The organism is Duganella guangzhouensis, assembly GCF_009674535.1.
GTDB classification, from domain to species: domain Bacteria; phylum Pseudomonadota; class Gammaproteobacteria; order Burkholderiales; family Burkholderiaceae_D; genus Rugamonas; species Rugamonas guangzhouensis.
Genome location: NZ_WKJK01000007.1, coordinates 24,044 through 47,227, shown reverse-complemented (window position 1 = coordinate 47,227; position 23,184 = coordinate 24,044). Strand labels below are relative to the sequence as shown.

At 62.5% G+C, this 23,184-nt stretch carries 23 protein-coding genes and 1 pseudogene; 17 read left to right on the top strand and 7 right to left on the bottom strand.

All coding sequences use genetic code 11. The annotated features are described in order from the left end of the window. Positions 1-173: 173 nt before the first annotated feature. The 4 genes from GJ699_RS14650 to GJ699_RS14635 all read left to right on the top strand — a co-directional run bounded on the left by GJ699_RS14650 (position 174) and on the right by GJ699_RS14635 (position 4,170). Positions 174-431 (top strand): sulfurtransferase TusA family protein, encoded by a 258-nt coding sequence (locus GJ699_RS14650; RefSeq protein WP_072787281.1) that lies wholly within the window; start codon positions 174-176, stop codon positions 429-431. 176 nt (positions 432-607) lie between these two features. Continuing rightward, entirely contained in the window at positions 608-1,357 is a 750-nt protein-coding gene (locus GJ699_RS14645) for an electron transfer flavoprotein subunit beta/FixA family protein (RefSeq protein WP_154377422.1), read from the top strand. Between the two features lie 12 nt (positions 1,358-1,369). Then, on the top strand, positions 1,370-2,302 hold the full coding sequence (locus GJ699_RS14640; protein ID WP_154377420.1) for an electron transfer flavoprotein subunit alpha/FixB family protein: 933 nt from the start codon (positions 1,370-1,372) through the stop codon (positions 2,300-2,302). 77 nt (positions 2,303-2,379) lie between these two features. Then, complete coding sequence (locus tag GJ699_RS14635) at positions 2,380-4,170, top strand: acyl-CoA dehydrogenase C-terminal domain-containing protein (protein ID WP_154377418.1); 1,791 nt, start codon at positions 2,380-2,382, stop codon at positions 4,168-4,170. A 135-nt stretch (positions 4,171-4,305) separates the two neighbouring features. Here GJ699_RS14635 and GJ699_RS14630 read toward each other — a convergent pair whose 3' ends face one another. The 3 genes from GJ699_RS14630 to GJ699_RS14620 are packed head-to-tail and all read right to left on the bottom strand — an operon-like array spanning position 4,306 to position 6,320. Beyond that, positions 4,306-5,271 carry a proline dehydrogenase family protein gene (locus tag GJ699_RS14630; RefSeq protein WP_154377416.1) on the bottom strand — a complete coding sequence of 322 codons (966 nt, stop codon included), beginning with the start codon at positions 5,269-5,271 and terminating at the stop codon, positions 4,306-4,308. 17 nt (positions 5,272-5,288) lie between these two features. After that, entirely contained in the window at positions 5,289-5,876 is a 588-nt protein-coding gene (locus tag GJ699_RS14625; RefSeq protein ID WP_154377414.1) for a glycine zipper 2TM domain-containing protein, read from the bottom strand. A gap of 15 nt (positions 5,877-5,891) precedes the next feature. Then, positions 5,892-6,320 (bottom strand): TM2 domain-containing protein, encoded by a 429-nt coding sequence (locus GJ699_RS14620; RefSeq protein ID WP_154377412.1) that lies wholly within the window; start codon positions 6,318-6,320, stop codon positions 5,892-5,894. A 219-nt stretch (positions 6,321-6,539) separates the two neighbouring features. Between GJ699_RS14620 and rpsP the strand changes: the two genes are divergently transcribed. The 9 genes from rpsP to GJ699_RS14575 all read left to right on the top strand — a co-directional run bounded on the left by rpsP (position 6,540) and on the right by GJ699_RS14575 (position 14,548). After that, positions 6,540-6,788 (top strand): 30S ribosomal protein S16, encoded by a 249-nt coding sequence (gene rpsP / locus GJ699_RS14615; RefSeq protein WP_072787273.1) that lies wholly within the window; start codon positions 6,540-6,542, stop codon positions 6,786-6,788. Positions 6,789-6,803: 15 nt separating this feature from the next. Beyond that, positions 6,804-7,364, top strand: coding sequence for a ribosome maturation factor RimM (gene rimM, locus GJ699_RS14610; protein ID WP_154377920.1), 561 nt, complete (start codon positions 6,804-6,806; stop codon positions 7,362-7,364). A gap of 26 nt (positions 7,365-7,390) precedes the next feature. Beyond that, positions 7,391-8,137, top strand: a complete 747-nt coding sequence (gene trmD, locus GJ699_RS14605) for a tRNA (guanosine(37)-N1)-methyltransferase TrmD (RefSeq protein WP_154377410.1) — start codon at positions 7,391-7,393, stop codon at positions 8,135-8,137. 87 nt (positions 8,138-8,224) lie between these two features. Beyond that, positions 8,225-8,611, top strand: a complete 387-nt coding sequence (gene rplS / locus GJ699_RS14600) for a 50S ribosomal protein L19 (protein WP_154377408.1) — start codon at positions 8,225-8,227, stop codon at positions 8,609-8,611. Between the two features lie 86 nt (positions 8,612-8,697). After that, positions 8,698-9,366, top strand: a complete 669-nt coding sequence (locus GJ699_RS14595; RefSeq protein ID WP_154377406.1) for a CoA pyrophosphatase — start codon at positions 8,698-8,700, stop codon at positions 9,364-9,366. A 54-nt stretch (positions 9,367-9,420) separates the two neighbouring features. Then, positions 9,421-10,386, top strand: coding sequence for a CobD/CbiB family protein (locus GJ699_RS14590; RefSeq protein WP_154377404.1), 966 nt, complete (start codon positions 9,421-9,423; stop codon positions 10,384-10,386). Between the two features lie 235 nt (positions 10,387-10,621). Next, positions 10,622-10,951 (top strand): DUF3579 domain-containing protein, encoded by a 330-nt coding sequence (locus GJ699_RS14585; RefSeq protein ID WP_154377402.1) that lies wholly within the window; start codon positions 10,622-10,624, stop codon positions 10,949-10,951. Positions 10,952-11,038: 87 nt separating this feature from the next. Continuing rightward, positions 11,039-13,792 carry a M16 family metallopeptidase gene (locus tag GJ699_RS14580; protein WP_154377400.1) on the top strand — a complete coding sequence of 918 codons (2,754 nt, stop codon included), beginning with the start codon at positions 11,039-11,041 and terminating at the stop codon, positions 13,790-13,792. Positions 13,793-13,939: 147 nt separating this feature from the next. Then, entirely contained in the window at positions 13,940-14,548 is a 609-nt protein-coding gene (locus GJ699_RS14575) for an Npun_F0296 family exosortase-dependent surface protein (RefSeq protein WP_154377398.1), read from the top strand. On the opposite strand, the gene GJ699_RS14570 is transcribed toward GJ699_RS14575, so the two are convergent. Then, the gene (locus GJ699_RS14570; RefSeq protein WP_154377396.1) at positions 14,545-15,486 is read right to left on the bottom strand and encodes a glycosyl hydrolase; all 942 of its coding nucleotides are present in this window, start codon (positions 15,484-15,486) and stop codon (positions 14,545-14,547) included. The two genes, GJ699_RS14575 and GJ699_RS14570, sit on opposite strands and share 4 nt — an antisense overlap. An 86-nt stretch (positions 15,487-15,572) precedes the next feature. Between GJ699_RS14570 and GJ699_RS14565 the strand changes: the two are divergent. The 3 genes and pseudogenes from GJ699_RS14565 to GJ699_RS14555 form a co-directional block, all read left to right on the top strand. After that, positions 15,573-15,923, top strand: a pseudogene (locus GJ699_RS14565) (Rrf2 family transcriptional regulator); the annotation flags it as partial. A gap of 291 nt (positions 15,924-16,214) precedes the next feature. Beyond that, positions 16,215-16,697: an FAD-dependent oxidoreductase gene (locus GJ699_RS35315; RefSeq protein WP_371867566.1), complete on the top strand. Its 483-nt coding sequence runs from the start codon at positions 16,215-16,217 to the stop codon at positions 16,695-16,697. 24 nt (positions 16,698-16,721) lie between these two features. After that, positions 16,722-19,091, top strand: a complete 2,370-nt coding sequence (locus tag GJ699_RS14555) for an ATP-binding protein (protein WP_195763548.1) — start codon at positions 16,722-16,724, stop codon at positions 19,089-19,091. Here GJ699_RS14555 and GJ699_RS14550 read toward each other — a convergent pair. Both GJ699_RS14550 and GJ699_RS14545 read right to left on the bottom strand, forming a co-directional pair. Continuing rightward, positions 19,062-20,249: an MFS transporter gene (locus GJ699_RS14550; RefSeq protein WP_229262105.1), complete on the bottom strand. Its 1,188-nt coding sequence runs from the start codon at positions 20,247-20,249 to the stop codon at positions 19,062-19,064. The two genes, GJ699_RS14555 and GJ699_RS14550, sit on opposite strands and share 30 nt — an antisense overlap. 69 nt (positions 20,250-20,318) lie before the next feature. Next, a complete protein-coding gene (locus tag GJ699_RS14545) occupies positions 20,319-21,248 on the bottom strand; it encodes a LysR family transcriptional regulator (RefSeq protein WP_229262104.1) in 930 nt (309 codons plus the stop codon). 93 nt (positions 21,249-21,341) lie between these two features. On the opposite strand from GJ699_RS14545, the gene GJ699_RS14540 reads away from it, so the two are divergent. Continuing rightward, positions 21,342-22,196 (top strand): NAD(P)-dependent oxidoreductase, encoded by an 855-nt coding sequence (locus GJ699_RS14540; protein ID WP_154377392.1) that lies wholly within the window; start codon positions 21,342-21,344, stop codon positions 22,194-22,196. Here GJ699_RS14540 and GJ699_RS14535 read toward each other — a convergent pair. Continuing rightward, positions 22,193-23,143 (bottom strand): cupin-like domain-containing protein, encoded by a 951-nt coding sequence (locus GJ699_RS14535; protein ID WP_154377390.1) that lies wholly within the window; start codon positions 23,141-23,143, stop codon positions 22,193-22,195. The two genes, GJ699_RS14540 and GJ699_RS14535, sit on opposite strands and share 4 nt — an antisense overlap. Positions 23,144-23,184: the final 41 nt, after the last annotated feature.

Below are 23,184 nucleotides of genomic sequence, written 5' to 3'. Positions count from 1 at the left end.
GCGCGGGATTTAACATCGTGCGCAGGCCGTTGTCGTCTGGAGTCAGCTGTTGTATACTTTCCAGCTCGCGTTGCGAACTTGCAACGTACAACGAACTATTTTGGTGCAGCGCGTCATTCGACCGGAAAAGGAGTAGTATGACGACACCTCCCCAACAAACAGCAGGTTTCTTGATGAGCGACACGATACTTGAAAACGAAATCATCGAATTTCATAAGGAACTGGACGCGCGCGGCCTGAACTGCCCGTTGCCTATCCTGAAAGCAAAAAAGGCACTGGCCGAACTGCAGAGCGGTGAAGTGTTGCGCATCATGGCCACCGATCCGGGTTCCGTCCGTGATTTCCAGGCATTCTGCAAACAAACCGGCAACGCCCTGTTGTCGCACGTCCAAACCGGCCGTGAATTTGTCTTTTTGATGCAGCGCAAATAATCCGCGCTGTATTTTTCCCTTCCAGAAATTCGTCTGTGTGCTTTTATTTTTAGACGATTTCTACTAGCAAAAAATAGCACGATCGTGCTTTGATTTCTTGTGCGGGCTGGATTTCTCATATAATCTAGCCCACATTATTTAGTCCCGAATTCTTATTTTTTCCCAAAGGCACAGCTATGAAAGTCTTGGTACCCGTCAAACGTGTGGTCGACTACAACGTCAAGGTACGTGTGAAGTCCGACGGCACCGGTGTTGATATCGCCAACGTCAAAATGTCGATGAACCCATTCGACGAAATCGCTGTTGAAGAAGCGACCCGCCTGAAAGAAGCTGGCAAAGTCACCGAAGTGGTGGCCATCTCCGCTGGTGTGACCCAGTGCCAGGAAACCCTGCGCACCGCGATGGCGATCGGCGCCGACCGCGGCATCCTGGTGGAAACCGCGACCGAACTGGAGCCGCTGGCCGTGGCCAAGCTGCTGAAGGCGATTGCTGACAAAGAGCAGCCACAACTGATCATCCTGGGCAAACAGGCGATCGACGACGATTCCAACCAGACCGGCCAGATGCTGGCTGCGCTGCTGGGCTGGCCACAAGCGACCTTCGCCTCGAAAGTGGTGCTGGAAGACGGCAAAGCGGTCGTGACCCGTGAAGTGGACGGCGGCCTGGAAACCCTGTCGCTGACGCTGCCAGCCATCGTCACCACCGACCTGCGCCTGAACGAGCCACGTTATGTGACGCTGCCAAATATCATGAAGGCGAAGAAAAAAACGCTGGACGTGACCAAGCCGGAAGACCTGGGCGTCGATGTCACCCCGCGCCTGAAAACCGTGAAAGTTGCTGAACCAGCGAAACGCTCGGCCGGCATCATCGTACCGGACGTCACCACCCTGGTCGCCAAGCTGCGCACCGAAGCTAAAGTCATCTAAAGGAACACGAAAATGGTCGCATTAGTTATCGCTGAACACGACAACGCCAGCCTGAAGGCCAGCACCCTGCACACCGTTACCGCAGCGGCGCAAGCCGGCGGCGACGTGCACGTGCTGGTGGCCGGTTCGAACGCGGGCGCCGCAGCCACCGCTGCCGCCGCCATCGCCGGCGTATCGAAAGTCATCCACGCCGACGCCGCTTACTTCGCTGACGGCCTGGCCGAAAACGTCGCTGAGCAAGTGCTGGCAATCGCTGCTTCGTACAGCCACATCCTGGCGCCAGCCACCGCCTACGGCAAAAACATCCTGCCGCGCGTGGCCGCCAAGCTGGACGTGGCACAGATTTCGGAAATCACCAAAGTGGATTCGCCGGACACCTTCGAGCGTCCGATCTACGCTGGTAACGCCATCGCCACCGTACAGTCGACCGACAACGTCAAAGTCATCACCGTGCGCGCCACCGGCTTTGACGCCGCTGCCGCCACCGGTGGTTCGGCCGCCGTGGAAACTGTGACTGCCGCTGCCGACATCGGCAAATCGGCCTTCGTCAGCCGCGAAGTCGCCAAGTCGGACCGTCCGGAACTGACCGCCGCCAAGATCATCGTCTCCGGTGGCCGCGGCATGGGTTCGGGCGAAGCCTTCAAGATTCTGGAACCGCTGGCGGACAAGCTGGGCGCCGCCATGGGCGCATCGCGCGCTGCGGTGGACGCAGGCTTCGTGCCGAACGACTGGCAAGTTGGCCAGACCGGCAAGATCGTCGCGCCTAACCTGTACATCGCGGTCGGCATCTCCGGCGCGATCCAGCACTTGGCCGGCATGAAAGACTCGAAGACCATCGTCGCCATCAACAAAGATCCGGAAGCACCGATCTTCTCCGTTGCCGACTACGGCATCGTAGGCGACCTGTTCGAAGTCGTGCCACAACTGGTAGCAGAACTGGGCTAAAACGCGCGTAGCGCAATTTGAGGCCACGCCGATCCGGGACACGCCGGATCCCGTGGCCTTTTTCTTGGAGAGACGAGATGGCATACCAACCACCAATCAAAGACATGCTGTTCGTGATGAACGAACTGGCCAACCTGCAAGCCGTGAGCCAACTGCCCGGCTGCGAAGACGCCACCCCTGAAACCGCCGAAGCCGTGCTGGAAGAAAGCGCGAAATTCGTCGCCGCCGAAATCGCCCCGCTGAACCACGCCGGTGACAAAGAACCGAGCTACTGGACCAAGGATGGCGTGGTCACCACCAAAGGCTTCAAGGAAGCCTACCGCCAGCTGGGCGACGCCGGCTGGCAGGGCCTGCAGCACCCGGTTGAATTCGGCGGCCAGGGCTTGCCGAAACTGATCGGCACCCCGTGCGTCGAGATGTTGCATGGCGCGAATATCTCGTTCGCGCTGTGCCCGTTGCTGTCGGACGGCGCCATCGAAGCGCTGCTGATTGCCGGCAGCGACGAACAGAAAGCCACCTATCTGGAAGCGCTGGTGACCGGCAAATGGACCGGCACCATGAACCTGACCGAGCCGCAAGCCGGCTCCGACCTGGCCGCCGTGCGCACCCGCGCCGAGCCGCAGAGCGACGGTACCTACAAAATCTTCGGCACCAAGATCTTCATCACGTATGGCGATCACGACATGACCGAAAACATCGTCCACCTGGTGCTGGCGCGCACGCCGGATGCGCCAGCGGGCGTGAAAGGTATCTCGCTGTTCATCGTGCCGAAGTTCCTGGTCAACGCCGATGGCACGCTGGGCGCGCGCAACGATGCACACTGCGTATCGATCGAACACAAGCTGGGCATCAAGGCCAGCCCGACCGCCGTGCTGCAATTCGGCGACAACGGCGGCGCCATCGGCACGCTGGTGGGCGAAGAGAATCGCGGCCTGGAATACATGTTCATCATGATGAACGCGGCGCGCTTTGGCGTTGGCCTGCAGGGCATCGGCCTGTCCGAACACGCCTACCAGCACGCGCTGGCCTACGCCAAGGACCGCGTGCAGTCGCGCGACCTGAACGGCTCGCCGGCCGGCGTGGCGATTATCAACCACCCGGACGTGCGTCGCCTGCTGATGAACATGCGCTCGCAGACCGAAGCCGCGCGCGCGCTGGCCTATGTTGGTGCCTCGCTGTACGACATCGCGCACCACAGCGCTGATGCCGCCGAACGCGCGCACAACCAGGCCGTGTACGAATACCTGGTGCCGGTGATCAAAGGCTGGTCGACCGAACTGTCGCAGGACGTCACCCGTGATGGCGTGCAGATCCACGGCGGCATGGGCTTCATCGAAGAAACCGGCGCCGCGCAGCACTACCGCGACGCCAAGATCCTGACCATCTACGAAGGCACGACCGCGATCCAGGCCAACGACCTGATCGGCCGCAAGACCGTGCGTGACGGCGGCAAAATCGCCAAAGGCCTGATCGCCGACGTGCGCGCCACCGTGGCCGAACTGGGTGCGCAGGATGGTGCCGAGTTCGCCGCCATCCGCAAGCAGCTGGAGCAGGGCGCTGAGGATCTGGAAGCGGTGGTGGACTACGTGGTGGCCAACATCAAAGCCGACATCAAAGGCGTATTCGCCGGCAGCGTGCCGTATCTGAAGCTGGCCGGCATCGTGCTGGGCGGCTGGCAGATGGCGCGCGCCGCGCTGATCTCGCAGCAGAAACTGGTTGCGGGCGACGGCGACGCCAAGTTCTACCAGGCCAAGATCGCCACCGCGCGCTTCTTTGCCGACCACATCCTGACGCAATCGAGCGGCATCCGCGCCTCCATCATCGACGGCAGCGCCGGCGTCCTCGCCCTCGACATCGAGCAGTTCTAACGTCGCCCAACTCCGGGGTCAGGTCCATCATTTCTACACGCTCTCAACCGTAGCTGGCTCGCTACGGTTGAGAGCGTGTAGAAATGATGGACCTGACCCCGGATTTTTTTTGCGGATTGTTGTTGCTGTCTTGGGCTATGCCATTACATCAATAATTGCCTGGTAGACGCGCATCGGTTCTTCGGCGATGCGGTTCAGGACGTATAGGAAGTGCTCGGCACCGAAGACGGCGTATTCGCGGGTGGGGAAGCCGCGTGCCTGCAAGTCGTCGATTTGCTCGGTGCCGAGGCCGATCAGTGATTCGAATTCAAACCAGCGCGGGTCAATGCGTTCTTTCAGGATCAGCGCGCTAAGGTCGGCCTGGATGCTGCGGTCGTGGGTGGCGATTGAGCATTTGTGGCCGCTCAGCAGCAGTTCCTGCGCGTAGCGGCGGTAGGTGCTGGCCAGCTCGGGGCTGTTGCGCTCCAGCGAGATGTCGGCGCCGTCCAGATAGGCGCCTTTGACCAGACGGATGCGGCCAGGCAGCTTCATCAGCGCCGGCAAGTCCTGGGCGGTACGGAAGCGCTTGGCCGGCACGGTGATGCCGACGTTGCGCAGGTCGTCTTCCCGGTGCAGCCGGGTGTAGATGGCGTAGATGTCGTCGACGCGGTCCGCACCTTCAATCGAGATCATCACTTCGCGGTTGATTTCGGCGGCGGCGAGGGCGATGCGGCGTGCGTTGCGGTAGCCCAGCTCGCTATCCACCAGCGAGCCGAGGTGCGACAGGTCGAATGAGATCGAACAGTTGAGGTTGCGCTGGCCGATGGCGAGCACCAGTTGCAGAAAGACGTCGGTTTCGGACATCGCGAAGCCTTCGTCGCGCACGCTTTCGCCCATGTATTCGGCCGATGCGGCATGGCCACGACCGATGATTTGTTCGACCCGCTGGATGGCGTCTTCCACCGTCCGCCCGGCCACATAGCGTTGCGACACTTTGTGCATGTAGGGTCGTAGCAGCGGATCGTTGCAGAATTTTTCCTTGGCCTCTTCATCTAATGCGAGTGCGCGCAGCTTGCTGGCAGCCTGATCTACCAATGGTTGCCATTCCGACGGAAATGCCATTCTTTCTCCTCAGTTGATTAGTGACGGACGATGCTGCCGTTGGCTTTCTGCACCCGGTCGCCGCTGAGCATTTTGGGGTCGTGATCGAAGGTGTAGGACGCCTGTTTGCCGTCGTCGTATTGCACGTGCACGGTCCACTGTTTGCTGGACTTGGCTTTCTCTTCGATTTTCTTGCCGGCATAGGCGCCGCCGGCGGCTCCCGCCACGGTCGCCAGTTGACGGCCGTGACCGCTGCCGACCTGGTTGCCCAGCACCGCGCCCGCCACGCCGCCGGCGATCAGGCCCAGTGCGCTGCTTTCGCCGGCTTTTTCGTTGACGCTCACCTGCGTCACCTTGCCGCACTCATGGCAAGTGCCGGCGCGCGAGGGGCCGGCCTTGTACTGGGCGCGGGCCTGCGTCATGGCTTTGTCGTATTCGCCCTTGGAGTCGCGCAGGCATTGCATGCGGCGGCCGGAGTCCTGTTCGTCGCCGCACAGTTTTTTGTCGTCGGCGTAGCGGGTGGCGACGCGCTTGGTTTCGGCGTCGAATTGTTCTTTGGGTGTTTGTGCCTGTGCGCTAGCGGCGATGGCGACCAGCAGCAGGGCGGCGAGGGTGCGATGGGTCATGTTGTTCTCCTTGTGTTAACCATAGGCGCCACCAGTGTACAGCAAGTCAAAAAGCCGGGAGATCGTGGCGATCAGCCCGCCTGCGCCTATCATCATGCTGGCCACCAGCACCACGGCCACCGGCCAGTGCGTGTCCGATTGACGGCCGGAGGCACTGTTGTAGCGCGCGTCCCATTTCTCGTCCGACATCAGGCCCAGCACCAGCGCTTCCAGGAAGCCGACCAGACCGGACAGGATGATCGGTAGCAGCTTGTAGAAGCCATCCGCCTGCGGCACTGCCACCGACACCAGCCAGGCCGCCGGCAAGCAGGCCAGATGCGCCCACAGCCACCGGTCGCGCGCGCCGCGCAGATACAGCCGCTGCAGCCCCAAACCACCGAACAGAAAGGCCAATAGGGCGGCAAGTGTCTTGTTTTTGTGACGGGTCTGATGCAAAACAGTCATGGTTGCTCGGCAAAATAGTCAGGGAACCCGCAGTATCAGGCATAATACCGCCCCCGGCACGCCTTTTTTGCGGGTGCGCCTATTGCCCCGAACGCCGGAACAAGGGATAATCTTTGATTACCCTACATGCCCAATTATTTCATTAACGCTTGCTGCCTCGCGGCGAAGCGCGCTATAATTTGCGGCTTTTTCCGTCCTAGCACAATTTTTGGAAATATTATGGTCGTTATTCGTTTAGCTCGTGGTGGTGCCAAAAAGCGCCCTTTCTTCAACATCGTTGCAACCGATTCGCGTAACCGTCGCGATGGTCGTTTCATCGAGCGCATTGGTTTCTACAACCCAATGGCTTCGGGTCAAGAAGTTGCCCTGCGTATCACCGAAGACCGTCTGGCTCACTGGCAAGCTGTTGGCGCGCAACTGTCGCCGACCGTTGCTCGTCTGGTTGCCCAGAACAAAAAAGCAGCTTAAGTCTGCTTGACCGGTTTGACCGATAAGATTGCATCCGGGGTGCAAGTCCCCGACGATTTGGCACAGGTAGGCTTTGTCTTCGGTGCCTATGGCGTTGCTGGCTGGGTCAGGATTCGTCCTTTCTCGGAAGATGCGGATGCACTTCTCAAGGTGAAAACCTGGTGGTTGGATAAGCCAGCGTTGCACGATGTGGACGTCCAGCAGTGCAAACTGCATGGCGGCGATGTCGTGGCGCGTCTGGTCGGTGTGACTGACCGGAACGTGGCAGAGTCGCTGAAAGGCGCCGCTGTCTTCATTCCGCAAAGCCGCTTCCCGGTCTTGTCCGACGATGAGTTTTACTGGACCGAGTTGATTGGTCTGGAAGTAGAAAATCTGCAAGGTGAGCACCTCGGCACCGTGACTGACATGATGAGCAATGGACCGCAATCGATCCTGCGCATCACGCCAGCCGCCACGCCAGATGCCGATCCCGACGTCGCGGCGCAAGAGCGCCTGATCCCATTTGTGGACGCGTTCATCAACAAGGTGGACAAGCCAGCGAAGAAGATTATCGTCGACTGGGGTCTCGATTACTAGCGCAACACATTGAAGGGCGGTTCGCCATGCAATTTGATGTCGTAACCCTGTTCCCGGAGATGTTTGCCGCGATTACGCAGTCGGGTGTGACCCGGCGTGCGTTTGAACAGAATAAATGTGGCCTGTCGCTGTGGAATCCGCGTGATTTCACCACCGACAATCACCGCACCGTGGACGATCGCCCGTATGGCGGCGGCCCCGGCATGGTGATGCTGGCCAAGCCGCTGGAGCTGACCATCAATGCAGCCAAGCAGCGCCAGACCGATGCCGGTCTGCCGGCGCCGCGGGTGCTGTTCATGTCGCCCCAGGGCAAGCAGTTGACGCATGAGCGCGTGATGCAGCTGAAGCAGGAGCCCGGTGTGGTGATCCTGTGCGGCCGTTACGAAGCGGTGGACCAGCGCTTGCTGGACCGCGTGGTCGATGAGGAAATCAGCCTCGGCGATTTCGTGCTGTCCGGCGGCGAGCTGCCGGCGATGGCCTTGATGGATGCGGTGATCCGCCAGATTCCCGGCGTGCTGAACACCGATGCCTCGGCGATCGAAGACAGCTTCGTCAACGGCCTGCTGGATTCGCCGCATTACACGCGGCCTGAAACGTATGAAGGTGTGGGTGTGCCGCCGATTCTCATGGGCGGCAACCACGCCGAGATTGAAAAATGGCGTCGCCAGCGCATGCTGGAGGCGACCGCGCGCAAGCGACCGGATTTGCTTATCAAAGCGCGTGAGGCGGGACTGCTCACCAAGCGCGACGAGCAATTTTTGGCAGGCCTCTGAGCCTGTCTGTTATAACCCCATCCTCTACTGGGCAAGAGTGGAAGCACTCATAGCGCGCCAGCACGATGGTTTATGGAGTCATTAAAAATGAACCTGATTCAACAACTCGAGCAAGAAGAAATCGCTCGCCTGGGCAAAAACATCCCTGAATTTGCTCCTGGCGATACCGTGGTAGTCAACGTGAACGTAGTCGAAGGCACCCGCAAGCGCGCCCAGGCTTACGAAGGCGTTGTTATCTCCCGTCGTAACCGTGGCCTGAACTCGAACTTCATCGTTCGTAAGATCTCGTCCGGCGAAGGCGTTGAGCGTACCTTCCAGCTGTACTCGCCGCTGATCGCTTCGATCGAAGTGAAACGCCGCGGTGACGTACGTCGCGCTAAGCTGTACTACCTGCGTGATCGTTCCGGTAAATCGGCACGTATCAAGGAAAAACTGCCAAACCGTCGCCCAGCTGCGGCGAAAGCAGCCGTGTAATATCGGTTGTGTTTGGAGAGGGCGCCCGCAGGCGTCCCCGAAAGGGCGCCACCGGCGCCCTTTTTGTTTTTTGCAAAGGAGCTCCCTTGGCCCAGCCACTTTTCGATCCGCAGCAACTCCCCATTGAGGCCATCGCCGGCGAAGCGCCGCTGCCGGCCGACCGTCTGCAGCCCGACTGGCTGCGCCAGCGCTTTGCCGGCCTGCCGCCGAACTGGCTGCCGGAAGCCAACGAGCGCGCCTTGCCGGGCCGCGCCGAGCGCGAGCCGACCGCCGCCTCGGTGCTGGTGCTGCTGGTGCGGCGCGAGCACGGGCTGACCGTGCTGCTGACCCAGCGCACCGCCCACCTGACCGACCACGCCGGCCAGATCAGCTTCCCCGGCGGCCGCGCCGAAACTTACGATCAGGACGCGGTCGACACCGCGCTGCGCGAAGCGGAAGAGGAGATCGGCCTGAATCGCCGCCACGTCGAAGTGCTGGGCTGCCTGCCGCATTATCTGACCGGCACCGGTTATTGCGTCACGCCCGTGGTGGCGCTGCTGCAGCCGCCGTTCGAGGTGACCGCCGATCCGTCCGAAGTGGCGGCCATCTTCGAAGTGCCGCTGGCCTTTTTGATGGATGGCGCCAACCACCAGCGGCTGTCGGTCGACCTGCCGGGCGGGCGCCGCACCTTTTATGCCATGCCGTACGAGGGCTATTTCATCTGGGGCGCGACCGCCGGCATGCTGCGTAATCTGTTCCATTTCTTGCGTGCCTAGTCACACTACGCTATCGTAACAACCTCAAAGGCGAGGACGATACTAAGGACATACATGACATTTCTTTCCATCTTGTGCGCACTGCTGATCGAGCAGATGAAACCGCTGCGCGCGGACAATCCGATCTACGCCGAAATCAAGAGCCTGGCGTTGCGGATGGAAACATGGTTTAACGCCGGCCACTCGACCCATGGCCGCCTGGGCTGGTTCCTGATGATGGCGATCCTGATGGTGCCAACCGCAGCGATCTACTGGGTGCTGCGCCACTACAACTGGACGCTGGCGGCGTTCGCCTGGAACGTGCTGATCGTCTATCTGACGCTGGGCTTCCGCCACTACAGCCATTATTTCACCTCGATCCAGCTGGCGCTGAACGCCGGTGACGAGGCCGCCGCGCGCGCGCTGCTGGCCGAATGGACCAAGCTGGATACGGTGGGCATGGAAGTGTCCGAAATCGCCCGCATCTCGGTGGAAAAATCGCTGGTGACCACGCACCGCAATGTGTTCGGCGTGTTCTTCTGGTTCCTGATGCCGCTCGGCCCGGCAGGGGCGGTGATGTACCGCGTGGCTGAGCATCTGGCGCGCGCCTGGAACGAACCCGAGCATATGCGCAACGAAGCGTTCGGCCAGTTCGCCGCGCGTGCGTTTTACTGGATCGACTGGATTCCGGTGCGCCTGACCGCCGTGGCGTTTGCCGTGGTTGGCAACTTCGAGGATGCGATCTACGCCTGGCGCAACTTCGCTCACCGTTGGTCCAACGAGGCACTGGGCATCATCCTGGCGGCCGGTGGTGGCGCCATGGGCGTGCGCCTGGGCACGCCGGTGGAAAATGCCGTCAAAGCGCAGGTGGTGGACGCCACCACCGTCGATATCGAGCTGGAAGACGATGTGATGCCAGGCGAGGAGCCGAATATCCGCGCGCTGCAAAGCACGGTCGGCCTGGTGTGGCGCGCGCTGTTGTTGTGGATGTTGTTGTTGTTACTGCTGTCGAGCGCATGGTGGCTTGGAGCATCGCCTTAATTTCGCTCAAACCCGGGTACAATAGCGGTATTGCTCTGGTGCAGGAAAGAGGTTTTCTGCACCAAAGTGGGAGGTGGCTGAAAAAGCCAAAGGAAAATCAAGCACTTACGTATTTAGGTCTTCTATAAGATATAATACGTAAGATTCATACAGAATGACCCGCCCAGCGTTTACCCGCCGGGATCCTCCACGCATTCTTGTTACCAACAAGTCTCTACGCAGAAGCAGCGCGCCTATGTCAGTTCAAAAACCGGCAGAACAGCAAGATTCGTTCTTCATCCTTGGCCAAACCAGCAATGGCAGGCAGTTCCGTCCCAGCGACTGGGCGGAGCGGCTGTGCGGGGTGATGTCCTGCTTCAAGCCGGAAGGCGCCGCCGCCGCCCGCGACGCGCACCTGCAGTTCTCGCCGTACGTGACGCCAACCGTGGTCAATGGCGTCAAGTCGGTGGTGGTCAACGGCAAGCTGCGCGATCTGGAACCGATGGCTTATCACTTCGTGCTGTCCTTCGCCAAGGACAACGACCTGCAAGTGATCGACGCCTGCTTGGTGCCAGAAAAGAAATAATTTCTAACATTAATTTTTCCTTAAGTCTCTACCCACGGCGGTGAGGTGGGCGTATGCTGCGTGTTCCTATCTTTTTCGCGAGAGACTATGAACCACAGCCGTCTGAAACACGCCGCCGCCGCCAGCCTGATGCTGTGTGGCCTGTCCTTTGTAGCCACCGGTTCCGCCTGGGCCGCCGCTGCCGGCGTCACCCTGCCAGCCGGCGTGGTCAAGGGACCGTCGGTTGAGGGCATCACCGAATACCGGTTGCCTAACGGCCTGAAAGTACTGCTGTTCCCGGACGCGTCCAAACCCACCGTCACCGTCAACGTCACCTATCTGGTCGGCTCGCGTCACGAGAACTATGGCGAGACCGGCATGGCGCACCTGCTGGAACACATGATGTTCAAGGGCTCGCCGAAGAACAAGAGCATCCCGAAAGAGTTTTCCGATCGCGGTATGGAGTTCAACGGCACCACCGCCAACGACCGCACCAATTACTACGAAGTGTTTCAGGCCAGTCCGCAGAATCTGAAGTGGGCGCTGGACATGGAAGCCGACCGCATGGTGCATTCCTTCGTCGCGCGCAAGGATCTGGATTCGGAAATGACCGTGGTCCGCAATGAATACGAGAGCGGTGAGAACAGCCCGTTCGGCGTGCTGCTGAAGCGCATGCAGAGCGTGGCCTACGACTGGCATTCGTATGGCCGTTCGACCATCGGCAACCGCAGCGATATCGAGAACGTCAAGATCGAGAATCTGCAGGCGTTCTACAAGACCTACTATCAGCCGGACAACGCGGTGCTGCTGGTGGCCGGCAAATTCGATCCGTCGCAAACGCTGGCGTGGATCAGCAAGTCGTTCGGCGCGATTCCGAAACCGAAGCGCACCTTGCCGCCATTCTGGACCGTCGAGCCGACCCAGGACGGTGAGCGCAGCTTCGTGGTGCGCCGCAAGGGTGACGTGCAGATCGTCGCGCTGGGCTACAAGATTCCAAGCGCGCTGCAGGCGGATAGCGATGCGCTCAGCTTCATGTCCGAAATCCTCGGCGACACGCCGACCGGCCGCCTGCACAAGCAGCTGGTGGAAAGCGGCAAGGCGGCGCAGGTGTTCAGCTTTGGCATGACTGGCTATGCGCCTGGCCTGCAGATCATCGGCGCGGTGGTGAAGGCCGGCCAGCCGCTGGAACCGGTGCGCGAGGCGCTGACCGAGGCGGTGGAGGGCTTCGCCAAGACGCCGCCGACCGAAGAGGAAATGGAGCGCACTCGCCGCAACTTCGCCAATGGCATCGAGAAGTCGCTCAACGATCCACAGCAGGTGGGCGTGACGCTGTCGGAAGAGATTTCGCTGGGCGACTGGCGTCTGCTGTTTGAAGGTCGCGACAAGCTGCCGACGGTGACCTCGCAGCAGGTGGCCGAAGCGGCCGCGCGCTATCTGAGGCGCGATAACCGCGTGGTGGGCGAGTTCCTGCCCGAGGATAATCCGCAGCGCGCCGAGATTCCGGCCGCGCCGACGGTGGCCGAGGTGCTGAAGGACTTCAAGGGCAAGGAAAGCGTGCTGACCTCTGAGGTGTTCGATCCGAGTCAGGACAACATCAACGCCCGCACCGAGATCAAGACCATCGGCGGCCTGAAAGTGGCGCTGCTGCCGAAGAAGAATCGCGGCGAGACGGTGGCCGTTAACCTGCAGCTCAACTGGGGCAACGAGAAGAACCTGACCGACAAGTCCCTGATCGCCAACGTCGCCAATGAGATGCTGATGCGTGGCACCAGCAAGTACACACGCGAACAGCTGGCCGACCAGTTCTCGAAACTGAAGATCAGCGGCAGCCCTTACAGCTTCGAGACCACTGGCCCTAACCTGGATGCGGCGGTGCGTCTGGTGGCGCACGTGCTGAAGGACGCCAGCTTCCCGCAGGCCGAATTCGAACAGCTGCGCCAACAGTGGATCGTCGGCCTGGAATACTCGCGCAGCGAGCCGCAGGTGCTGGCCTCGGAGGCCATCGAGCAGCACTTCAACCACTACCCGAAAGGCGACATCCGCAATTCGATGACGGTCGACGAGCAGCTGGCCGCGATCAAGGCGCTGAAGCTGGAAGACGTAGTGGCGTTCCACCGCGACTACTACGGCGCCAACCACGGCCAACTGTCCATCGTCGGTGACTTCGACAAGGCGGCCATCAGCAAGACTATCGCCGACAGTTTCGACGGCTGGAGCAGCAAGGTCGATTACGCGCCGCTGGTGAACAGCAATGTGGACAAGGCGCCGCTGCATGTGAACCTGAACGCGCCGGACAAGGAGAACGGTTTTTACACCGCGCGCGCCAACGTCGATATCAACGTCAACGACGCCGACTATCCGCTGCTGGATTTGGCCAACTACATATTCGGTGGCGGCTCGCTGAAGTCGCGCATGATGGACCGGATTCGCCAGAAAGATGGTCTGTCCTACGGCGGCGGCAGCGGCATTAGTGCCGGTGAGCTGGATCGCGCCGGCCAGTTCGGCATGAGCGCCATCGCCGCGCCGCAGAATCTGAAGAAGCTGGAGGCGGCGGTGCGCGAAGAGCTGGAGCGCGCGCTGAAGGATGGTTTCACCGAGACCGAACTGGCCGGCGCCAAATCGGGCCTGATGCAGCAGCGCTTGCAGAACCGCGCCAAGGATAGTGTGGTGGCCAATGGCTGGACGCACAATCTGTACCTGGGCCGTACCTATAGCTGGAGCAAGGAGTACGAAGCCAAGCTGCAGGCGGCCACGCTGGCGCAGGTGAATGCGGTCTTCCGCAAGTACATCGATCCGTCCAAGCTGTCGATCGCGATTGCTGGTGATGAGGCCAAAGCCAAAGCCGCGGCTAGCAAACCTTAAGCGTTGTTTTCAAGGGCGCGGCGTGTAGCACGTTTGTGTTACACACCGCGTTTTCGCATTTACACTCTGTTTTCGTTGGTGATATTTTGATAATGAAACTGCTTATCGTTTCACTCTCATCACGTAACCAACCAAAAAGGAGTTGTAATGCGTTTCTATAAAAACTGCCTGGCAGCCGCCGCCCTCGCTGCATTGTGCATCAGCGCCCACGCCGCCGTTGACACTATCTCGATCACGTCCGGCCAATTCACGCCGATCCCGCAGCCCAACACGGTCACTTTCGACAGTCCGATTCCATACGATATTTACTATTCGTCGACGGAGCTGGTCCAGGGTACTGTCCCTGGCGTGTACGTGGCGCCGCTGTATGACACCACCAAATATCTGCGTACCGTGGATACGCCGACCACCATCACCTTTAACGGCGCCGGTGCGACCTATTTCGGTTTCTACCTCGGCTCGTCCGATGTCGAAAATACCGTGACGGTGTATGGTTCCGATGGCAGCGTCACCACCTGGAACGGCCAGCAGCTGTGGGAGTTGGAGGGCGGCACCTATCAGGACAGCTTCTACGTGAACTTGTGGGCGAGCAGTGGTACCACCTTCACCGCGATTGTCTTAAGCTCGGATGTGACGCCGATGGAAACCGACAACCACGCCTACATTCTGGCGGCTGTGCCGGAGCCTGAGACCTACGCCATGCTGCTGGGCGGCCTGGCTCTGATGGGCGTGGTGGCGCGCCGTCGTCGTCGCTAAAACTTCGGCAGCTTATCCAGCGTGATCACGCGCGGGTCGTTGTAGACTTCGCGTTTGTGCGTGTTGGTGTTGTGGTGCTCACCAGTCCAGAAGTTGTCTGGATTGGTGATGCCCTCAGCGCTGGCACCGTCGTTCCACACCATGAACCACAGCCACCACTCGCCGTTTGCCACGCTCTGGCCGATGTCGGGAATGTGGCCGGTTTCGGTGAGCGCGATGGGCCGGGCGTGGCTTTGCAACTGATGGTAAGCCGCGCTGTATTTGCCGTCGTAGACGTCGTAGCCGCTGATGTCGACCACGTCGTCGCCCGGATACCAGGCCGGGTCCTGGCCATTCCATACCCAGATCAGATTATGCAGGCCGTGCGTCTCGCTCAGGCGCTGGTGCATATGGCGCCATAGCTTCAGATACGCGTCGCGGTCACGTCCCCACCAGAACCAGCCGCCGGCCGCTTCGTGCAGCGGGCGCCATAGCACCGGCACGCCGGCATCCTGCAGCTGTTTCAGCTCGACGGCGATGCGGTCGATGGCGAGGTCGATTTGCGTGTAGTCGTCGTTGGTGGGCGCGGTGTAGGGTGTCTCCTTGGTGTAGAACTTGCCGTTCCCCATGCGCCAGTGCCAGTGGAAGCTCACCAGGCCACCCTTGCGCCACCAGGCGATGGCTTCTTCGGTTTGCTGGCGGCCATCGGCTTCGGTGCTGTCGTAGTAGTTCATGAAATCGTAGCCCATCAACGCCGGGTACTTGCCGGTGTCGTTGTGCACCCGCTCGGCCATGTCGGTGCTGTCTTTCCAGGTCAGGTCGGCCTGGCCGGCGATGATGGCTTTGCCCCAGGTGGCCTGCAGGTAGTCATACACGGACTGGGTGCGGGCGTTCATCGGCGCGGCGGCGGCTTGGGCGAGCGCGAAGCTCAGGAGCAGAAGCAGGGAAGGGTATCGCATCTCCGCAATGTACCGCCGCGTGACGCGGCTTACAACCGCAGTCGTGTGTTTAGCGCTGTTGCGTGCACGTTTTGTTGTTATGTACTATCGACAGCAAACTTTCCTCCATCCTGCACGTGCTGCTGCATATGGCGCATGGCGACAGGCCGTTTACTTCCGAAGAGCTGGCCGGCTTCCTCGGCACCAATCCGGTGCTGGTGCGGCGCGTGCTCGCGGGCTTGTGTGAGCGCGGCTACGTCGGTTCCGACAAGGGCCTTGGTGGTGGTTGGAGCATCACCTGCGATCTGCGCAAGGTGACGCTGCACGACATCTACGAGGCGGTAGGGGCGCCTACCGTGTTCGCGATGGGGAACCGTGAGGAACAGCCGCAATGCCTGGTGGAGCGCGCCGTCAACGAGGCGGAAGCGCTGCTGATCTCCCGCTTTAAAAACGTGACCACAAGGGAGTACACCATGAGCACCGCTGAATTTGACGTGATGATCATCGGCGGCAGCTATGCTGGCCTGTCCGCCGCCACACAACTGGCGCGCGCAGCTGATGAAGTATCCGACCGTGCAGTGGCAAGAGGGCACGGTCGCGCAGGCGATGGCGCTGGGGGAGGAGTTTCGCGTCACGCTGGCGGATGGCAGCGCGTACGGTGCGCAGCGGCTGGTGCTGGCCACGGGCATGGTGGATGAGCTGCCGTCGATTCCCGGCCTCGCGGAGCGCTGGGGCAGCAGCGTGTTTCATTGTCCTTACTGTCACGGCTACGAGCTGAATCAGGGCCGTATCGGGGTGCTGGCGACCGGCTGCCGGATTGGGGTCAGGTGACCTTCTTCCTGAATGGCGCTTTTGAGCCGGATGCCGCGCAGTTGGCAAAGCTGGCGGCACGCGGCGTGGCGATCGAGCGCACACCGGTGCGTGCCGTCAGCGGCACAGCGGAGGTCACGCTGCAGGACGGCCGCACGCAATCGCTGGACGGCCTGTTTGTGCTGAGCCGCCTGCACAGCGCCAGCCCGCTGGCCGAAGCCTTGGGCTGCGCATTCGAGGAAGGCCCGATGGGACGTTACATCCGCACCGACATGACCAAGGCTACCAGCATCCCCGGTGTCTACGCGGCGGGTGATGCGGCGCGCATGGCCGGCAGCGTGGCGTTCGCAGTGGCGGATGGCGCCATGGCCGGTGCGGCGGCGCACCAGTCGCTGGTGTTCGGTTTGCCGCTGGCCGCCTGAGCGCGATCTGAGATAATGGCGGTTATGGACAGTCTTCGTGATGATCGCAGCGTCGCGTTTGGACGCTATCAACTCTTCCCCGAATTGCGCGTGCTGTTGCGCGATGGGGAGAAGATCGATCTCGGCCCGCGTGCCTTCGATGTGCTGCGGATGCTGGTGGAGGCCAATGGCAAGGTGGTCGGCAAGGATGAGTTAATCGCCACCGTCTGGGGCGGCGTCATCGTCGAGGAAAACAATCTGCAGGCGCAGATGTCCGCCATCCGCCGCGCGCTGGGCGCGGACCGCGACATGATCGCCACCGAGTTTGGACGCGGTTACAGCCTGTCGGTGAGCCGCAATGCGCCGGCCCCGGTGGCCGCTTCGCCGGCCTTTCCGCATCCATTGACACCGCTGGTAGGCCGCGCCGCCGAGCTGGATGATGTGCTGCGGTTGATCGCGGAGCAGCGCTTCGTTACGCTGGCCGGTCCCGGCGGCATTGGCAAGACGCGGCTGGCGATCGAAGCCGGCCATCATCTGCGCGGCACATTTGCCGATGGCGTGTACATGGCGGAGATGGCGAAGATCGCGGAGAGTGATCTGGTGCGACCGGCGATTGAGCAATGCCTGCAACTGCCGTACGTGCAACTGCGCGACAAACATCTGCTGCTGGTGATCGACAATGGCGAGCATCTGGCGGACGCGGTGGCGGAAGTGGTGGAGACCTTGCTGAACCACGGCCCTGGCTTGCGCATTCTGGTGACCGCACAGGAGCCGCTGGATGGCGCCGGCGAGCATGTCTACCGACTGGCGCCGCTGGCGGTGCCGCCGGCCGACACGCACACCGCAGAGCAAGCACTGACGCATGCGGCGGTGCGGTTGTTCGTGGAGCGGGTGGCAGCCGGCCTGCATCAATTTGCGCTGGATGATGCCGCAGCCGCCACGGTCAGCGCGATCTGTCGTCAGCTGGATGGTTTGCCATTGGCGCTGGAACTGGCCGCCGCGCGCGTGCCGGTGCTGGGCATACAGGGCGTACTGGCCGGACTGACGGATCGCTTCAAGCTGCTGACGGCGGGTCGCCGCACCGCGCTGCCGCGTCAACGCACGCTGCGCGCCGCGGTGGACTGGAGCCATAATCTGTTGGATGAGGAGGAGCGCAAGCTGTTCCGCCGTCTGTCCGCGTTTGCCGCCGAATTCACCGCCGACGCGGCGCATCATGTGGGCGCGCCGGAGCAGGAGTCATGGCATACCATCGATCTGCTCAGCGCCCTGGTGTCCAAATCGCTGCTGCAGTCGGAGTTGGGCGGCGCCACGCCGCGCTACCGCTTCCTGGAGACGATACGCTTTTACGCCATGGAGAAACTGGCCGACAGCGGCGAAGTGGCGCTGACGGCGCAGCGTCATGCCGCGTTCTTCGCGCAGGTGGCGCAGCGCGCGTCCGGGGACTGGACCGAGTTGCCGACCCAGGTGTGGCGCCGCACCTACCAGGCCGACATCGATGACATCCGCAGCGCGCTGGATTGGGCGTTCGCGCCGGATGGCGACGAACAGACCGGCATCGACATCCTCACGCACGCGGCGCCGTTCTGGAATCAGCTGTCGCTGCACGGCGAATGCCAGCGGCGCCTGACGCTGATCCTCAACGGCAGCGTGAGCATCCAGGCCAGACAGGAGATGATGCTGCAGGCTTCCTACGGCACCTCATTGGCATGGGCGCGCGGGCCGGTGGCGGAAACCGGCAAAGCCTGGACCCGCGCGCTCGATCTGGCGCATCAGCTGGACGATCTGGAAACTCGCTTGCGCGCCCACTACGGACTGTGGCTGTACGCCTTGCGTTGCGACCGGTACCAGGAATCGCTGTCGCAGGCCAGGCAATTGACCGCGCTGGCGCGGCAGATCGGGGATGAGGACACGGTGATCACCGGCGAGCGGCTGGCTGGCGTGTCGCTGTACTTCCTTGGCGATTGTGCCGAGGCGCGGCGTTTGATCGAGATGTCGCTGCGCTGGTATGAGCGCGGCCGTTCGGCGCAGACCTTCCTGTTCGGCATGGACCAATACGCGGCGGCGCAGACTTACATTGCGCGCGTGCTGTGGTTTGAAGGTTTTACCGGCGACGCCTTGGAAGCCGCGATTGCCGCCGTGGCGCGGGCACGCGCCATCGATCACGCCTGTTCGCTGTGCTGCGCGCTGGCGGAGGGCTGGTGTTTGGTGCATGCGCTGAACGGCGACGATGAAGCCGTCGCGCAAGCTAGCGCCACGCTGATACGCACGGCGGACCAGCATGGCCTGGGCTTCTGGCGCAGCTACGGCGAGATGTTTGAACGCTGGCTGGAGGCCCGGCGGCACGACCCGCTAGCTGCGGCCGCGCTGCTGGACCGCCTGGCCCATTCAGGTGCGCCGCCGGGCCTGAACGGTTAAGGCGATGGCGGCCAGCGCGATACCCAGCGCCGACACGCCGCTCCAGCCCAGCGTCTTCCACGCCAGCGAGGCGCAGGCCGAACCGGCGGCGCCGCCGAGGAACATGCCGCCCATCAGAATCGCGTTCAGGCGGTTGCGCGCTTCCGGGCGCAGCGCCTGGATGATGTGCTGATTCGAGACCTGCGCGCTTTGCGCGCCGAAGTCCAACGCCACGATGCCGACCACCAGCCCGGCGATCATGCCCCACATGCCCAGCACCAGCCACGATACCACCATGACGAAGCAGGCGAATTTGATGACGACGTGCGGGCCGCGTTGGTCCGATACTTTGCCGGCGATCGGCGCGAACAGCACGCCGGCCGCACCGACCAGGCCAAACAGTCCCGCCACCTGCGCGCTGAGATGGTATTCGGCATCGAGGTAGAGGGCCAGCGTGGTCCACAGCGCGCTGAAGGAAGCGAACACGCACGCCTGGGTGATGGTGGCACGGCGCAGTTCCGGCAAGTCGCGCCAGAAGCCGAACAGGGATTTGATCAGCGTTGCATAGCTGGTGTGCGCCTTGGGCTGGCTGCGTGGCAGCAGCAGCGCCAGAATGGTCCACATCACCACCGCCATCGCCAGGCCGACCCAGAACATGGCGCGCCAGCCGTAGCGTTCACCGATGGCGCCGGCCAGCACGCGGCCCAGCAGTATGCCGCACAGCAGGCCGCTCATCACGGTGCCGATGGTGGCGCCGCGCCGGCTTGGTTCTGACAGTTCGGCCGCAAACGGCAGGATCTGCTGGGTGACGCTGGCGGTCACGCCCAGCACGATCGAGGCGGCGACAATCGACCACGCGTCCGGCGCCAAGGCGACGCCGATCAGCGATACCGACAGCGCGGCAAACTGGGTCAGGATCAGGCGCTTGCGCTCGATGCGGTCACCCAGCGGCACCAGGAACAGCAGGCCCAGTGCGTAACCCAGCTGGGTGGCGGTCGGCACCAGGCCGATGATGGATTCCTGGCCGGGAAAGGCCGCTTCCATGATGACCAGCATCGGCTGGTTGTAGTAGATGTTGGCGACAGCGACACCGCAGGCGATGGCCATGATCAGCGTCATGCCGAAGCTGAGCGAGGTGGCGGGCAGCAGTCTGCCGGCCGTTGGCTGTGAGGGATGCAAGGACTTCTCCGGTTTTTACTGAAGCGGGATTGTCCGGCAGTGCGAGCGGAAAGTCTTTGGGGCGGATTTTCAGAGGTCTGAAACGATGGCCGGCATGGCGGCGCGCATGTTGTCGATAAAGCAGCGCAAGCGCGCCGGATAGTGCGGCGCATGCGGATAGGCGAGGTACAGCGGCAGCGGCGCGGCTTGCCATTCCGGCACGATGTGCAGCAGGCTGCCGTTGGCCAGTTCGTCGCGCAGCGCCCAGGCGGAGGCCACGCACACGCCCAGTCCCGCCACAGCGGCGTTGCGCACCGCGTACAGGCCGTCGGTGCTCATGCGCGGCTGGATGGCGAGTTGGTGGCTGCGGCCATCGGCGTGTCGCAGCGTGATCTGGTTGCGGTAGAAGGTGCGCAGGGCCAGCCAGGGCAGGGCGGCCAGCTGTTCGGGATGCGTGGGCGGCTCCGCGCTTGCCCCCGCCACCGCCAGCAGCGATGGCGCGGCCACGGCGATGCGCGGCACGTCGGCCAGTTTGATGGCGATCACCGATGGGTCGCTGATTTCGCCCACGTGGATGGCGCAGTCGATGTTTTCGCCGATGAAGTCGGGCGCGCGGTCGTGCAGCAGCCATTCGACCGATACGCGTGGATAGCGGCGCAGGAAGTCGTTCAGTGGCGCGATCAGTTGCTGCTGGCCGAAGGCGTGTGGCGCGACGATGCGCAGCAGGCCGGCCGGCTCTTCGCGTGCGCCTTGTGCCTCGGTGGCCAGCGCGCTCCAGTGCGACAGCAATTCGCGCGCGTGGGCCAGGCAGCGTTCGCCGTCCTCGGTCAGCTGCATGGCGTGGGTGGAGCGCTGCAGCAGGCGCAGGCCCAGCATGCGTTCCAGTGCTTGCAGGCGGCGGCTGATGGTGGGCTGTGTGGTGCCCAGTTGCGCGGCGGCGGCGGACAGGCTGCCCGCTTCGACGATGCGAACGAAGGTCTGCATCAATTCGATGCGGTCGGCGTTGGTGGTGGTGCTCATACGTCGAGCGTATAACAATTGTGCGTGGCGGTCCACTACCGGTGCCGGCGCGGGCGGCGCATACTGGCTGGCTTACAGTATCGGAGGTGTGCAATGAAAGTCAGTTTTATCGGAATTGGCGCCATGGGCGCGGCGATGGTACCTAATCTGGTGCGGGCGGGGCACAGCGTCAGCGTGTGGAATCGCAATCGGGAGGCGGCGCAGGCAATCGAGGGTGTGACGGTGCTGGACTCGCCGGCGCAGGCGTTCGAGGCGGATGTGGTGATGACCATGCTGGCCAACGACGAGGCGGTGCGCAGTGTGATTCTGGACAGCGGCGTGTTGGCGGGCGCCAGCAAGGCGTGCGTGCACGTGATGATGGCGACGATTTCGCTGGCGCTGGTGGACGAGCTGGCGGCGCGGCATCGCGAGGCCGGCGTGGCGTTTGTGTCGGCGCCGGTGTTTGGTGTGCCGGCGGTGGCAGCGGCGGCGCAGCTGAACGTGCTGGCGGCGGGCGATGCGCAAGCCATCGCGCGCGTGCAGCCGTTGCTGGATGCGATCGGCCGCAAGACCTGGCTGCTGGGCGATGATCCGAAGCGCGCCAATGTGGTCAAGATCTCCGGCAATATGATGATCGCGCAGGCTTTCACGGCCATGGGCGAGGCGGCGCATCTGGGCGAAAGTTACGGCGTGTCGGCGGCGGATTTGCTGGAGGTGCTGACCAACACGATCTTCGCCAGTCCAAGCTATCAGCGTTATGGCGGCTTTATTGCGACCAATACCTTTGAGCCGGGCTTCCGGCTGCCGCTGGGGCTCAAGGATGTGAACCTGGCGCTGTCGGCCGCCGAGGCCAAGGGCGCGCTGCTGCCGGTGGCCGAGCAGGTGCGCGAGAACATGCACGAAGCGCTGGCGCAGGGCTTGCAGGATCGCGACTGGTCGGTGGCCGCGACCATCCGGCGCAAGCGCTAGGGACGCGCTTTGCGCAGCACGCCTTGCTTGTGCTCGGGGAGGTGTGCGGCGGGATCTTGTGCCGGATCGAACACGTAGTGCTGGAAGATCGTGCCCCAGGCCGCGCGTACTTCCGGCGGCTGGTGCTTCATCGCTTTCAGCGTGGCGACCAGCGCGTCGAACGTGGTGCCGGCATCGGCGGCCGGCTGCTCGTTCTTCCACCAGTAGTTGACCATCATGTTGAGGATGCCGTTGGACTGCACGTGATGCCACCACAGCGTGGGGATGTACAGCGCGTCGCCGGGACGCAGGTCGGCCACCAGCGCGTGCTGCATCGCCTCGCGGAAGCGTGGATGGCGCTCGTAGTCGGGCGCGCTGAAATTCACCATGCTGATAGGCGTCGGTGTGGGCGCGAAGTCCAGCGGGCCGATATACAGATTGTCCACCTGCTCGGGCGGGAACAGCGTGAAGCGCCGCTTGCCGCTGACCACGCAGGCCAGATTGTATGACTCGTCGAAATGCGCCGGCGTGGTGATGGTGTTCCCCAGCCACAGGCGCGGACGTACCGATGGCGGCAGCGCCGGCGCCACATTGTGCGCGGCGAAGCCGGGCAGGCAGTCGTCCACCAGCGCGCTTTGCACCGCTACCGCCGGCGGCTCGGCAAACTGCGAATAGCGCGCCAGCTGTTCGATCACGCGTGCCAGCGGCACCTTGTTGCGGACGAAGTTGAAGCCATCCATGTCCGGCTTGTAGAACAGCCGTCCGCGCTCGGCCGGCGGCGTCATCACCGCATCCACCTCCACGCCGCTGGCAAAGCCCAGCAGGTATTCGCACAGCGCTTCCGGTGAATGCGTAGCGCGCTGCACCACTGGCCAATGGCGCACGAAGTCGCGCAGGATGGCGGGCTGGTAGCTGCCCGCTACTTCGCTAAAGAAGCTGGCCGGGTCGAGATCGTGGTATTCGTTCATGAACCGTATCATGGCATAAAAAAACCCGCCAGGGCCGGGAG

Bases quoted from the DNA above. Each gene is read 5' to 3' on its own strand.
- GJ699_RS14650 (WP_072787281.1), top strand. From the start codon at position 174: ATGAGCGACACGATACTTGAAAACGAAATCATCGAATTTCATAAGGAA.
- GJ699_RS14645 (WP_154377422.1), top strand. From the start codon at position 608: ATGAAAGTCTTGGTACCCGTCAAACGTGTGGTCGACTACAACGTCAAG.
- GJ699_RS14640 (WP_154377420.1), top strand. From the start codon at position 1,370: ATGGTCGCATTAGTTATCGCTGAACACGACAACGCCAGCCTGAAGGCC.
- GJ699_RS14635 (WP_154377418.1), top strand. From the start codon at position 2,380: ATGGCATACCAACCACCAATCAAAGACATGCTGTTCGTGATGAACGAA.
- GJ699_RS14630 (WP_154377416.1), bottom strand. From the start codon at position 5,271: ATGGCATTTCCGTCGGAATGGCAACCATTGGTAGATCAGGCTGCCAGC.
- GJ699_RS14625 (WP_154377414.1), bottom strand. From the start codon at position 5,876: ATGACCCATCGCACCCTCGCCGCCCTGCTGCTGGTCGCCATCGCCGCT.
- GJ699_RS14620 (WP_154377412.1), bottom strand. From the start codon at position 6,320: ATGACTGTTTTGCATCAGACCCGTCACAAAAACAAGACACTTGCCGCC.
- rpsP (WP_072787273.1), top strand. From the start codon at position 6,540: ATGGTCGTTATTCGTTTAGCTCGTGGTGGTGCCAAAAAGCGCCCTTTC.
- trmD (WP_154377410.1), top strand. From the start codon at position 7,391: ATGCAATTTGATGTCGTAACCCTGTTCCCGGAGATGTTTGCCGCGATT.
- rplS (WP_154377408.1), top strand. From the start codon at position 8,225: ATGAACCTGATTCAACAACTCGAGCAAGAAGAAATCGCTCGCCTGGGC.
- GJ699_RS14590 (WP_154377404.1), top strand. From the start codon at position 9,421: ATGACATTTCTTTCCATCTTGTGCGCACTGCTGATCGAGCAGATGAAA.
- GJ699_RS14585 (WP_154377402.1), top strand. From the start codon at position 10,622: ATGTCAGTTCAAAAACCGGCAGAACAGCAAGATTCGTTCTTCATCCTT.
- GJ699_RS14580 (WP_154377400.1), top strand. From the start codon at position 11,039: ATGAACCACAGCCGTCTGAAACACGCCGCCGCCGCCAGCCTGATGCTG.
- GJ699_RS14575 (WP_154377398.1), top strand. From the start codon at position 13,940: ATGCGTTTCTATAAAAACTGCCTGGCAGCCGCCGCCCTCGCTGCATTG.
- GJ699_RS14570 (WP_154377396.1), bottom strand. From the start codon at position 15,486: ATGCGATACCCTTCCCTGCTTCTGCTCCTGAGCTTCGCGCTCGCCCAA.
- GJ699_RS14555 (WP_195763548.1), top strand. From the start codon at position 16,722: ATGGACAGTCTTCGTGATGATCGCAGCGTCGCGTTTGGACGCTATCAA.
- GJ699_RS14545 (WP_229262104.1), bottom strand. From the start codon at position 21,248: ATGAGCACCACCACCAACGCCGACCGCATCGAATTGATGCAGACCTTC.
- GJ699_RS14540 (WP_154377392.1), top strand. From the start codon at position 21,342: ATGAAAGTCAGTTTTATCGGAATTGGCGCCATGGGCGCGGCGATGGTA.
- GJ699_RS14535 (WP_154377390.1), bottom strand. From the start codon at position 23,143: ATGAACGAATACCACGATCTCGACCCGGCCAGCTTCTTTAGCGAAGTA.